Consider the following 12,351-nt stretch of genomic DNA (forward strand, 5'->3'; position numbering starts at 1 on the left):
ACGCAGCCGGAGCCCGTGGCCCAAGGGTGCGTCCACAGGAGGTCCAGGAGAAGCATGAGGGGGAGCAGCACGTGACTATGACGGCCCAAACGGCGGCTACCGGATCCGGGCGGCCGGGTCCCGGAGTTCCGGCCGGCAACGGAACCGGCTTCTGCCGGGTCACGGTCGTCGCGCCCGACAGCCGCGTCGACGTCGCGCTGCCCGAGGACATCCCCGTGGCCGACCTCTACCCGGAGATCCTGCGGCTCGCGGGACAGAGCCCCGCACCGGGCGCCCCGGTCGGCTATCACCTGGTGCGCCGTGACGGCACCGTCCTGGACAGCGGGCGCACACTGGCGGGCCTGCGCATCCTCGACGGCGAGCTGCTGTCGCTGCGGCCCTTCTCGGAGTCGCTGCCCCCCGCGGTCTTCGACGACGTCTCCGACGCCGTCGCCAGCGCGGTGGCCCGGGACCGCACCCTCTGGGGCGACAGCCTCATGCGCTCGGCCGGACTCTTCGGCGGGTCGGTCCTGCTGACCCTGCTCGGCTTCGTGCTGTGGACCTCCGACGTGCGGCACGACATGCACGGGCTGCCCGGCATCCTGGCCGCCGTCACCGCCCTGCTCCTCCTCGCGCTGGCCTGCGTACGCGCGCGTGTCTACGCGGACCGTGGCTCGTCCATCGCCCTGGGGATCGGCGCCCTCACCAACGCGGCGGTCGCGGGTGCCGGACTGCTGCCGCTCAGCCAGGGCCAGGGCATCGGCAGGCTCCAGTTCCTGCTCGCCTGCGCCGCCGTGCTGGTGGCGTCGGTGATCCTCATGATCGCTGCTCCCGAGGGCGACGGCACCTTTGTCGCGTTCGTCTTCGCGTCCGTCATCGGCGTGCTCGTGACCTTCATCGCGATCATGACCGGCATGGAACCGGCCGAGACCGCGGCCGTGTGCGCCCCCCTCTCCGTGGGGCTCCTCGCCTTCCTTCCCGGGCTCTCCACCCGTTTCGCCCGGCTCCCGATCGGCTTCGAGCCGCCCCGCACCACCGTCGGCGACTACGGGACGTCCGAGCCGGCCCCGCAGGGCCCGGTCGACGCCGACCGCATCACAGCCCAGGCGCGGCGCGGCCACGAACTGCTCCTCGGCCTCGTCGGAGGGTGCGCCCTGGTGGCCGCGGGAGCCGCTGCGGTGCTCGGCTTCTCCGACAGCGTCTGGGGCCAGCTGCTGGCGCTCGCCACCGGTGTCGCGATGCTGATGCGCGCCCACCTGTTCCGCTACACGGCCCAGGTCGGGTGCGCCCTCGGGGCCGGCCTCGCCGCACTCGTGCTCCTCGGCCTCGGACTCTCCATCAACCCTCCGGTCGAACTGATCCGCGAGGCGTTCAAGGGGGACAGCGCGGGGCTCGACATCCGCACGATCTGGCTCACGGCCGCGGTCGCCGGAGTCGCCGCGATGATCACCGCCATCGGGCTGATCGTGCCCCGCAAGGGGGTCACACCGTTCTGGGGACGCTTCCTGGAGATCGCCGAGGCCTGCGTACTCCTGACGCTGCTCCCGCTGTGCCTCGCCGTTTTCGACGTCTACCACTCGATCCGGGCCCTCACCAGCTGATCGGCCCGTCAGGGGCGCTCCGAAGGGCTGGTACTCTGACCAGTGGCCGTTTGTGTACGCGTCCCCGGATCATCCTGGGGGCTGCGCTCATCGGACCTTCGCCTCCGAGTCACGGAAGCTCCCCTGAGATCAAGACCAGGGGCACTCGTGGGCGCATCGAACACCAAGAGGAGTACGCGTGCCGCTCGACGCCGCTACGAAGAAGCAGATCATGTCCGAGTTCGCCCAGAAGGAGGGTGACACCGGATCCCCCGAGGTCCAGGTCGCCATGCTCTCCCGCCGGATCTCGGACCTGACGGAGCACCTCAAGACGCACAAGCACGACCACCACTCCCGTCGTGGTCTGCTGATCCTGGTCGGCCAGCGTCGCCGCCTCCTGCAGTACCTTGCCAAGAAGGACATCCAGCGCTTCCGTGCGCTCGTCGACCGCCTCGGCATCCGCCGCGGTGCGGCCGGCGGCGCCAAGTAAGGACGCTGTGAGAGGGAGCGGCACCCCGGTTCCAGGGGGCCGCTCCCTTTGCTGTACGTGCGTTACCCGGGTCAGTCTCAGTAACCTGGTCGCACGACAACAGAACGAGGAGAGGCGCGCCACGGCCGCCGCCGGTCCTCGGTAGTGGCCCCCGGGGAAACGCCCGGGAGCTTCGATCGAAGACCGGCCCGCACGCACGGCGCGCTTCTCCCGCACCGTCCTCCGCCACACGGGCGGCAGGACGAAAGACGACGAGTATGGAGAAATCACTAGTGGAGAACGAGACCCACTACGCCGAAGCCGTGATCGACAACGGTACTTTCGGCACCCGCACCATCCGCTTCGAGACGGGCCGCCTGGCCAAGCAGGCCGCCGGCTCCGCCGTTGCGTACCTGGACGACGACACCATGGTGCTGTCGGCCACCACCGCTTCCAAGCGGCCCAAGGACCAGCTCGACTTCTTCCCCCTCACGGTGGACGTCGAGGAGCGGCAGTACGCGGCCGGCAAGATCCCCGGCTCCTTCTTCCGCCGTGAGGGCCGGCCCTCCGAGGACGCGATCCTCACCTGCCGGCTGATCGACCGACCGCTGCGCCCCTCCTTCAAGAAGGGCCTGCGCAACGAGATCCAGATCGTCGAGACGATCATGGCGCTCAACCCCGACCACCTGTACGACGTGGTCGCGATCAACGCCGCCTCCGCTTCCACGATCCTGGCGGGCCTGCCCTTCTCCGGCCCGATCGGCGCCACCCGCGTCGCCCTGATCAAGGGCCAGTGGGTCGCCTTCCCGACGCACACCGAGCTCGAGGACGCCGTCTTCGACATGGTCGTCGCCGGTCGCGTCCTCGAGGACGGCGACGTCGCGATCATGATGGTCGAGGCCGAGGCCACCGAGAAGACCATCCAGCTCGTCAAGGACGGCGCCGAGGCCCCGACCGAAGAGGTCGTCGCCGCCGGTCTGGAAGCCGCGAAGCCCTTCATCAAGGCGCTCTGCAAGGCCCAGTCCGACCTCGCCGCCAAGGCCGCCAAGCCCACCGGCGAGTTCCCGGTCTTCCTCGACTACCAGGACGACGTCCTGGAGGCGCTCGGCAAGGCCGTCAGCACCCAGCTCGCCAAGGCGCTCACCATCGCCGGCAAGCAGGAGCGCGAGGCGGAGCTCGACCGCATCAAGGAGATCGCGGGCGAGAAGCTCCTCCCGGCCTTCGAGGGCCGCGAGAAGGAGATCTCCGGTGCCTACCGCGCACTGACCAAGAAGCTGGTCCGCGAGCGCGTCATCAAGGACAAGGTCCGCATCGACGGCCGCGGCGTCACGGACATCCGTACGCTCGCCGCCGAGGTCGAGGCCATCCCGCGCGTGCACGGCTCGGCGCTGTTCGAGCGTGGCGAGACCCAGATCCTGGGCGTCACCACCCTCAACATGCTCCGCATGGAGCAGCAGCTGGACACCCTTTCCCCGGTGACCCGCAAGCGCTACATGCACAACTACAACTTCCCGCCGTACTCCGTCGGTGAGACCGGCCGCGTGGGCTCGCCCAAGCGCCGCGAGATCGGCCACGGAGCGCTCGCCGAGCGCGCCATCGTGCCGGTGCTGCCGTCGCGCGAGGAGTTCCCCTACGCGATCCGCCAGGTCTCCGAGGCGCTGGGCTCCAACGGCTCGACGTCCATGGGCTCGGTCTGCGCCTCCACCATGTCCCTGCTGAACGCCGGTGTGCCCCTCAAGGCCGCCGTCGCCGGTATCGCCATGGGCCTGATCTCCGAGGAGATCGACGGCAAGACCCACTACGTCGCCCTCACCGACATCCTCGGTGCGGAGGACGCCTTCGGTGACATGGACTTCAAGGTCGCCGGCACCAAGCAGTTCGTGACCGCGCTCCAGCTCGACACCAAGCTCGACGGCATTCCCGCCTCGGTCCTGGCCGCCGCGCTGAAGCAGGCCCGTGACGCGCGCCTCCACATCCTCGATGTGATGAACGAGGCCATCGACGTCCCGGACGAGATGTCCCCGAACGCCCCGCGGATCATCACCGTCAAGATCCCGGTGGACAAGATCGGTGAGGTCATCGGCCCCAAGGGCAAGATGATCAACCAGATCCAGGAGGACACCGGCGCCGACATCACGATCGAGGACGACGGCACCATCTACATCGGTGCCCAGCAGGGCTCGCAGGCCGAGGCCGCGCGCGCCACGATCAACGCGATCGCCAACCCGACCATGCCGGAGGTCGGCGAGCGCTACCTGGGTACGGTCGTCAAGACCACCACCTTCGGTGCGTTCGTCTCCCTGATGCCCGGCAAGGACGGCCTGCTGCACATCTCGCAGATCCGCAAGCTCGCCGGTGGCAAGCGCGTGGAGAACGTCGAGGACGTGCTCGGCGTCGGCTCCAAGGTCCAGGTCGAGATCGCGGAGATCGACTCCCGCGGCAAGCTCTCGCTGATCCCCGTGGTCGAGGGCGAAGAGACCGACGAGAAGAAGGACGACACCGACAAGTGACGTCCCGTAGTTCCGTGACGACGGCCCGCCCCTCCTCGGAGGGGCGGGCCGTCGCCCGTACCCAAACGCTTCTCAAGGGCACCAACGGCATCGGCACCGTCCGCCGTACCGTCCTCCCCGGCGGCCTGCGCGTCGTCACCGAGACCCTGCCCTCCGTCCGCTCCGCCACCTTCGGGATCTGGGCCAACGTCGGTTCGCGCGACGAGACGCCCACCCTGAACGGCGCGACGCACTACCTCGAACACCTCCTCTTCAAGGGCACGGCCAAGCGCAGCGCCCTCGACATCTCCTCCGCGATCGACGCGGTCGGCGGAGAGATGAACGCCTTCACGGCGAAGGAGTACACCTGCTACTACGCGCGGGTCCTGGACACCGACCTGCCGCTGGCCATCGACGTCGTCTGCGACATGCTGACCGGCTCGCTGATCGCCCCCGAGGACGTCGACGCCGAGCGCGGCGTCATCCTCGAGGAGATCGCGATGACGGAGGACGACCCGGGCGACTGCGTGCACGACCTGTTCGCGCACACCATGCTCGGCGACACCCCGCTCGGCCGTCCGGTCCTCGGCACCGTCGACACGATCAACGCGCTGAACCGCGGCCAGATCGCACGCTTCTACAAGAAGCACTACGACCCCACCCACCTGGTCGTCGCGGCGGCGGGCAACGTCGACCACGCAACCGTCGTACGCCAGGTCCGCAGGGCCTTCGAGCGCGCCGGCGCCCTCACCCGCACCGACGCCGTACCCACGGCGCCGCGCGAGGGCTCCCGCACACTGCGCGCGGCCGGCAAGGTCGAGCTGCTCAACCGCAAGACCGAGCAGGCGCACGTCGTCCTCGGCATGCCCGGCCTGGCCAGGACCGACGAGCGCCGCTGGGCACTCGGCGTCCTGAACACCGCGCTCGGCGGCGGCATGAGCTCGCGCCTCTTCCAGGAGGTACGGGAGAAGCGCGGCCTCGCCTACAGCGTGTACTCGTACACATCGGGCTTCGCCGACTGCGGCCTCTTCGGCGTGTACGCGGGCTGCAGGCCCAGCCAGGTCCACGACGTGCTGAAGATCTGCCGCGACGAGCTCGACCGCGTGGCGGCGGACGGCCTCGGCGACGAGGAGATCGGCCGGGCCGTCGGCCAGCTCGCCGGTTCCACCGTCCTCGGTCTCGAGGACACGGGCGCGCTCATGAACCGGATCGGCAAGAGTGAGCTCTGCTGGGGCGAACAGATGTCCGTCGATGACATGCTGGCGAAGATCGCGGCGGTCACCCCCGACGAGGTCCGGGCCGTCGCGGCCGACGTCCTCGGACAGCGGCCCTCGCTCTCGGTCATCGGCCCGCTGAAGGACAAGCAGGCCGACCGCCTTCAGGAAGCGGTCTCCTAACCACCCCGTAAGGACAAAGCACATGAGCAAGCTGCGCGTGGCCGTTCTCGGCGCCAAGGGACGCATCGGATCCGAGGCGGTACGAGCCGTCGAGGCCGCCGACGACATGGAGCTGGTGGCCGCCCTCGGCCGCGGTGACACGCTGGAGACCCTCACGGAGACCGGCGCCCAGGCGGTCGTCGAGCTCACCACACCCGCGTCGGTGATGGAGAACCTCGACTTCTGCGTCCGGCACGGCATCCACGCGGTCGTCGGCACCACGGGCTGGACCGACGAACGGCTCGCGCAGCTGAACACCTGGCTCTCCGGCTCGCCGGAGACCGGTGTGCTCATCGCACCGAACTTCTCCATCGGCGCCGTGCTCACCATGAAGTTCGCGGAGCAGGCCGCACGCTACTTCGAGTCCGTCGAGGTGATCGAGCTCCACCACCCGAACAAGGCGGACGCCCCCTCCGGCACCGCCACCCGCACCGCCCAGCTCATCGCCGCGGCCCGCCAGAAGGCCGGTGCGGCGCCGCAACCGGACGCCACGGCCACGGCACTGGACGGAGCGCGCGGCGCGGACGTGGACGGCGTCCCGGTCCACTCCGTCCGGCTCCGCGGCCTCCTCGCCCACCAAGAGGTCCTCCTCGGTGGTGAGGGCGAGACACTCACCCTGCGCCACGACTCGCTGCACCACAGCAGCTTCATGCCGGGCATCCTGCTCGGCACCCGCCGCGTGGTGACCACTCCGGGCCTCACCTTCGGCCTCGAACACTTCCTCGACCTGAACTGACTGGGCCCCACCCCATGCGCGCAAAGCTCACCTACGTCGTCACCGCCGCCGTCCTGGTCTTCTACTTCGTCCTGGCCGGCAGCCGCGGCGTCCTCCTCATCCGGCACGGCACGTTGCTCACGGTCACCTTCGGCGTCGCGGTGCTGATCCTGCCGGTGATCGGCGTCTGGTTCCTCTGGAAGAACACGCAGTTCGTCCGCAGGGCCAATGCCCTGGCCGCCGAACTGGACGCCGAGAACGGCCTTCCGGTGGACGAGCTGGTGCGCACCCCGTCCGGGCGGATCGACCGGGACTCGGCCGACGCCGTGTTCACCAGGCGCCGCGAGGAGACCGAGGACAGCCCCGACGACTGGCGTTGCTGGTTCCGGCTGGCCGTGGCGTACCAGGACGCCAGGGACACCCCACGAGCCCGTAAGGCGATGCAGCGCGCCATCGCCCTGCACGCGAACAAGCCGGTACGCGCCTGACCGGCGCCGTACCGGCTTGTCCGTGTGCTGCGGGGCCCGGTGTCAGCCGGTGCGGTATTCGTCGCCCCACGCCTCGATCGAGTCGGTGGCACGCTCGAAGGCCTCACCCCGGGCCAGGAAGTCCGCGTTGTGGTCGGTGACCAGGGGCGCCAGCGGCTCGCCGCTCCTGCGCACCACGGTCAGGGCCTGGCCCTGGACGGTGCGCGGCAGGCCGAGCCACTTCACCGGCTGCTGGACCGTGCGGACCGCTGCCGCGTCCTCCCACCGCACCGTGGTCGTACGGAAGAAGCCGACCCGGCGCACACCGTGCCGGCTCACCCAGGCACCGACCCGCAGGAGCCGCAGTGCGCCGGCGATCGCCACGGCGGCGAGCACGAAGCACACGGTGGCACCGGACAGCGAACCGGTGAACGTGATGATCATTGCGGCGAGCAGCACGAAAGACGCCAGCAACAGCAGGGTGGCTGCCGCCGCGACCCGCCACGGGCCGGGGCGGTAGGGCCGCCGCCAGCTGTCGTGGTCGTCGAACGGCAGCGCGATGTCCTCTGCGTCCGCGTCGAATGCGCGGTCGGCCGTCAGAAAGGGCAGGGGCACGACTGATCCTCACTCACAAGCACGCTCGATTGCTGTGCCCGGTGAGGCTACCGAGCAGCCCCCGGGCGGAACACCTCAGGGGGCCCGTACGGGTCAGCGGTGCCGGGAGGCCTCGGACGTCTGACCGTGCGACGGCGTCCGGTCGGTGTCGAGAGCGGGCAGTCCGGAGAGCAGCGACCCGGCGAAGCCGGCGATCAGCGTGAGCCCTACGAGGGAACGAGCGGCCAACTGGGAGTGACTGGCGCGCTGGCGGGGAGGCGGAGTGACATTACTGCGGAACCGGTCGGCCTCGGCAACGAACGAGAACGGGACGGATTCACGCCGGCGGAACATGAGGAAGGTCTCCTTGAACTCTGTGACGGGTGCTGCTAAAGAGTCAGACGTACGGGAGGCCGGATCGGTGCCCCGAATCGCCGAACCCGTCCAAAATTTCCCGCTGACGGATGCCGCCTCCCGGGCCCGTAGAGTGGACGCCGCCCGAGCGACGCCATTGGAAGGACCCCCGCCGGTGACCGACACCCCCGAGCCCACGAAGGCCCACTTCCGCAGCGATGTCACCGTTGACCTGGTGAAATCAGCGGCCGGCGACTCCGACGTGCTCTTCGCAGCCCGCGTGTCCACGGCCGGGGAGCAGTCCCTGGAAGAGGTCACCAAGGACCCCGAGCGCTCCAAGGGGCTCATCAACTACCTGATGCGGGACCGGCACGGCAGCCCGTTCGAGCACAACTCGATGACCTTCTTCATCAGCGCACCGATCTTCGTGTTCCGCGAGTTCATGCGGCACCGCGTGGGCTGGTCGTACAACGAGGAATCGGGCCGCTACAGGGAGCTCGAGCCGGTCTTCTACGTCCCCGGGGAGTCCCGCAAGCTGATCCAGCAGGGCCGCCCCGGAAAATACGAATTCGTCGCGGGAACTCCGGAGCAGCACGAGCTGACCAGCCGCACCATGGAGGACTCGTACCGCCAGGCGTACGACGCCTATCAGGAGATGCTCGCCGCCGGTGTCGCCCGTGAGGTCGCCCGTGCCGTACTCCCCGTGGGGCTGTTCTCCACGATGTACGCCACCTGCAACGCCCGCTCACTGATGCACTTCCTCGGACTGCGCACGCAGCACGAGATGGCCAAGGTGCCGTCCTTCCCGCAGCGCGAGATCGAGATGGTCGGCGAGCAGATGGAACAGCACTGGCAGACCCTGATGCCGCTCACTCATGCCGCCTTCAACAAAAACGGTCGGGTAGCCCCGTAGGCGGTGTCCGTATTGCGACGTTTCGTGAAGTTCATCTAGGCTGATCAAACGGACCCGGCACTGCCTGAACCCCCGAGCAGGCAGTGCCGGGCTCCTCTTCCGCGTCCCCCCGAGGGGACACGACGCTCCGAGCAACGAGTAGCGTGTTACCCATGGCTCCGATCTCCACTCCACAGACCCCCTTCGGGAGGGTCCTCACCGCTATGGTCACGCCCTTCACGGCGGACGGCGTACTCGACCTCGACGGCGCCCAGCGGCTCGCCGCCCATCTGGTGGACGCAGGCAACGACGGCCTGGTCATCAACGGCACCACGGGTGAGTCCCCGACCACGAGCGACGCGGAGAAAGACCAGCTCGTGAGGGCTGTGCTGGAAGCCGTAGGAGACCGGGCCCACGTCGTCACAGGTGTCGGCACCAACGACACCCGCCACAGCATCGAGCTGGCCCGCACCGCCGAGCGCACCGGCGCCCACGGGCTCCTCGCCGTCACCCCGTACTACAACAAGCCGCCGCAGGAGGGCCTCCTGCGGCACTTCGGTGCCATCGCGGACTCCACGGAGCTCCCGGTGATGCTGTACGACATTCCCGGCCGCAGCGGTGTGCCGATCGACACGGAGACGCTCGTACGCCTCGCCGAGCACCCGAGGATCGTGGCCAACAAGGACGCCAAGGGCGACCTGGGCCGCTCCAGCTGGGCCATCGCCGAGTCGGGCCTCGCCTGGTACTCCGGTGACGACATGCTCAACCTCCCGCTGCTCTCGGTCGGCGCGGTCGGCTTCGTCTCCGTCGTCGGCCACGTCGTCACCCCGGAGCTGCGCGCGCTGATCGAGGCACATCTCGGCGGCGACGTGCAGAAGGCCACCGAGATCCACCAGAAGCTGCTTCCGGTGTTCACCGGGATGTTCCGCACCCAGGGTGTGATCACCGCCAAGGCCGCGCTCACCCTGCAGGGCCTGCCCGCCGGTCCGCTGCGCCTCCCGCTGGTGGAGCTCACCGCGCAGGAGACGGCCCAGCTCAAGATCGATCTGGCCGCCGGTGGGGTACAGCTCTGACCACTGACTTCACAACTGAATACGCGAGGACACTCGCGGCGGAAACACCACCTGACAACAGCAAGTGCACGAATGACATGCGCGCCACGTGCCCTCCGCGGTACGTGGCGTGCGTGGTGAGGAGAGTCTTTTGAGTCATCCGCATCCCGAACTCGGTACCCCGCCGAAGCTCCCCAAGGGCGGCCTGCGGGTCACCCCGCTGGGCGGCCTGGGCGAAATCGGCCGCAACATGACGGTCTTCGAGTACGGCGGCCGTCTGCTCATCGTCGACTGCGGTGTGCTCTTCCCGGAGGAGGAGCAGCCGGGGATCGACCTGATCTTGCCGGACTTCACCACCATCCGGGACCGCCTGGACGACGTCGAGGGCATCGTCCTCACGCACGGCCACGAGGACCACATCGGCGGCGTCCCGTACCTGCTCCGCCTGAAGCCGGACATCCCGCTCATCGGCTCCAAGCTGACCCTCGCACTCATCGAGGCCAAGCTCCAGGAGCACCGGATCCGCCCCTACACCCTCGAGGTGGCCGAGGGGCAGCGCGAGCGCATCGGCGTGTTCGACTGCGAGTTCATCGCGGTCAACCACTCCATCCCGGACGCTCTCGCCGTCGCCATCCGGACCCCCGCGGGCATGGCTGTCGCGACCGGTGACTTCAAGATGGACCAGCTCCCTCTGGACGGCCGTCTCACCGACCTGCACGCCTTCGCCAGGCTGAGCGAGGAAGGCATCGACCTTCTTCTCTCCGACTCGACGAACGCGGAGGTGCCCGGATTCGTTCCGCCGGAGCGGGACATCTCCAACGTCCTGCGCACGGTGTTCGCCAACGCGCAGAAGCGCATCATCGTGGCCAGCTTCGCCAGTCACGTGCACCGCATCCAGCAGATCCTGGACGCCGCCCACGAATACGGCCGCAGGGTCGCCTTCGTCGGACGCTCCATGGTCCGGAACATGGGCATCGCCCGTGACCTGGGCTATCTCAAGGTGCCCGCCGGTCTGGTCGTCGACGTGAAGACCCTCGACGACCTGCCCGACGACGAGGTCGTGCTGGTCTGCACAGGCTCCCAGGGCGAGCCGATGGCCGCGCTGTCGCGCATGGCCAACCGGGACCACCAGATCCGGATCGTCCCGGGCGACACGGTGATCCTGGCGTCGTCCCTGATCCCGGGCAACGAGAACGCGGTGTACCGCGTGATCAACGGCCTGACCCGCTGGGGCGCGAACGTCGTCCACAAGGGCAACGCCAAGGTGCACGTCTCGGGTCACGCCTCGGCCGGCGAGTTGCTGTACTTCTACAACATCTGCAAGCCGAAGAACCTGATGCCGGTGCACGGGGAATGGCGCCATCTCCGCGCCAACGCCGAGCTCGGCGCGCTGACAGGGGTGCCGAAGGACCACATCGTCATCGCCGAGGACGGCGTGGTCGTCGACCTCATCGACGGCAAGGCGAAGATCGTCGGCAAGGTCCAGGCCGGCTACGTGTACGTGGACGGCCTCTCGGTCGGCGACGTCACCGAGACCTCCCTGAAGGACCGCCGCATCCTCGGCGACGAGGGCATCATCTCGGTCTTCATCGTGGTCGACAGCTCGTCCGGCAAGATCGTGGGCGGGCCGCACATCCAGGCCCGTGGGTCCGGGATCGACGACTCCGCCTTCAGCGCCGTGGTGCCGAAGGTCCAGGAAGCCCTCAACAAGTCGGCCCAGGACGGGGTCATGGAGCCGCACCAGCTCCAGCAGCTGGTCCGCCGCACGGTGGGCAAGTGGGTGTCGGACACCTATCGCCGGCGTCCGATGATCCTTCCGGTCGTCGTCGAGGTCTGACCCGACGCCGCCCGTCCGGAGCGGGGCACCTCGATTTGCATCGAGGCGCCCCGCTCCAGTACGTTTACGGCTCCGCCTGACCGGGAAGCACCGCGCGCAGTCCTGCGCCGAGCACACCGAGCGGGGCGGAAATTCCGACTCAGAATCTCTGATAAAGTCGGATCCGCCGAAAGGCAAAGACCACTCCGCAGGTCGCCGGAATCAAATTCGGACCGGAAACGGTACGGAAAAGAGTCTGGTAAAGTCGGACTCGCCGGAAAGGGAAGCGCGAAAGCGAAGAACTGGAAAGCGGCAAAGTAGGAACCCGCTTCGGCCGGGAATCGGACACGAAAGAGTCTGATAGAGTCGGAAACGCAAGAACAGAAGGGAAGCGCCCGGAGGGCCCCGGTGAGACGGGACCGAAGGAAGCGTCCGTTCCTTGAGAACTCAACAGCGTGCCAAAAGTCAACGCCAAATATGTTGATACCCCGGCCCACTTCGGTGGGTT

At 68.7% G+C, this 12,351-nt stretch carries 11 protein-coding genes; 9 read left to right on the forward strand and 2 right to left on the reverse strand.

Translation table 11 applies throughout. The annotated features are described in order from the left end of the window. Positions 1-77: 77 nt before the first annotated feature. The 6 genes from eccD (at position 78) to ABZ441_RS30235 (ending at position 7,156) form a co-directional block, all read left to right on the forward strand. Positions 78-1,580 carry a type VII secretion integral membrane protein EccD gene (eccD, locus tag ABZ441_RS30210; RefSeq protein ID WP_358979982.1) on the forward strand — a complete coding sequence of 501 codons (1,503 nt, stop codon included), beginning with the start codon at positions 78-80 and terminating at the stop codon, positions 1,578-1,580. 178 nt (positions 1,581-1,758) lie between these two features. Further along, on the forward strand, positions 1,759-2,049 hold the full coding sequence (rpsO, locus tag ABZ441_RS30215; RefSeq protein WP_003965855.1) for a 30S ribosomal protein S15: 291 nt from the start codon (positions 1,759-1,761) through the stop codon (positions 2,047-2,049). Between the two features lie 272 nt (positions 2,050-2,321). Next, the gene (locus ABZ441_RS30220; RefSeq protein WP_358979984.1) at positions 2,322-4,538 is read left to right on the forward strand and encodes a polyribonucleotide nucleotidyltransferase; all 2,217 of its coding nucleotides are present in this window, start codon (positions 2,322-2,324) and stop codon (positions 4,536-4,538) included. Continuing rightward, a complete protein-coding gene (locus ABZ441_RS30225) occupies positions 4,535-5,914 on the forward strand; it encodes a pitrilysin family protein (RefSeq protein ID WP_358979968.1) in 1,380 nt (459 codons plus the stop codon). The genes ABZ441_RS30220 and ABZ441_RS30225 overlap by 4 nt, the downstream gene beginning before the upstream one ends. Before the next feature lie 22 nt (positions 5,915-5,936). Then, the gene (gene dapB, locus ABZ441_RS30230) at positions 5,937-6,689 is read left to right on the forward strand and encodes a 4-hydroxy-tetrahydrodipicolinate reductase (protein WP_358979970.1); all 753 of its coding nucleotides are present in this window, start codon (positions 5,937-5,939) and stop codon (positions 6,687-6,689) included. 14 nt (positions 6,690-6,703) lie between these two features. Continuing rightward, positions 6,704-7,156, forward strand: coding sequence for a hypothetical protein (locus ABZ441_RS30235; protein ID WP_358979972.1), 453 nt, complete (start codon positions 6,704-6,706; stop codon positions 7,154-7,156). A 42-nt stretch (positions 7,157-7,198) separates the two neighbouring features. On the opposite strand, the gene ABZ441_RS30240 is transcribed toward ABZ441_RS30235, so the two are convergent. Together ABZ441_RS30240 and ABZ441_RS30245 are read right to left on the reverse strand one after the other, a co-directional pair. Beyond that, a complete protein-coding gene (locus ABZ441_RS30240) occupies positions 7,199-7,750 on the reverse strand; it encodes a hypothetical protein (RefSeq protein WP_358979973.1) in 552 nt (183 codons plus the stop codon). Positions 7,751-7,843: 93 nt separating this feature from the next. Continuing rightward, a complete protein-coding gene (locus tag ABZ441_RS30245) occupies positions 7,844-8,083 on the reverse strand; it encodes a hypothetical protein (RefSeq protein WP_358979975.1) in 240 nt (79 codons plus the stop codon). A gap of 175 nt (positions 8,084-8,258) precedes the next feature. Between ABZ441_RS30245 and thyX the strand changes: the two genes are divergently transcribed. The 3 genes from thyX (at position 8,259) to ABZ441_RS30260 (ending at position 11,864) form a co-directional block, all read left to right on the forward strand. Then, positions 8,259-8,996, forward strand: a complete 738-nt coding sequence (gene thyX, locus ABZ441_RS30250; protein ID WP_358979977.1) for an FAD-dependent thymidylate synthase — start codon at positions 8,259-8,261, stop codon at positions 8,994-8,996. A 152-nt stretch (positions 8,997-9,148) separates the two neighbouring features. Next, entirely contained in the window at positions 9,149-10,048 is a 900-nt protein-coding gene (gene dapA / locus ABZ441_RS30255) for a 4-hydroxy-tetrahydrodipicolinate synthase (RefSeq protein WP_358979979.1), read from the forward strand. A gap of 130 nt (positions 10,049-10,178) precedes the next feature. Next, positions 10,179-11,864 (forward strand): ribonuclease J, encoded by a 1,686-nt coding sequence (locus tag ABZ441_RS30260; protein ID WP_277331611.1) that lies wholly within the window; start codon positions 10,179-10,181, stop codon positions 11,862-11,864. Positions 11,865-12,351 lie beyond the last annotated feature (487 nt).

It is taken from the genome of Streptomyces sp. NPDC005752 (assembly GCF_040630715.1).
Classification (GTDB): Bacteria; Actinomycetota; Actinomycetes; order Streptomycetales; family Streptomycetaceae; genus Streptomyces.

Bases quoted from the DNA above. Each gene is read 5' to 3' on its own strand.
- ABZ441_RS30235 (WP_358979972.1), top strand. From the start codon at position 6,704: ATGCGCGCAAAGCTCACCTACGTCGTCACCGCCGCCGTCCTGGTCTTC.
- ABZ441_RS30245 (WP_358979975.1), bottom strand. From the start codon at position 8,083: ATGTTCCGCCGGCGTGAATCCGTCCCGTTCTCGTTCGTTGCCGAGGCC.
- dapB (WP_358979970.1), top strand. From the start codon at position 5,937: ATGAGCAAGCTGCGCGTGGCCGTTCTCGGCGCCAAGGGACGCATCGGA.
- eccD (WP_358979982.1), top strand. From the start codon at position 78: ATGACGGCCCAAACGGCGGCTACCGGATCCGGGCGGCCGGGTCCCGGA.
- dapA (WP_358979979.1), top strand. From the start codon at position 9,149: ATGGCTCCGATCTCCACTCCACAGACCCCCTTCGGGAGGGTCCTCACC.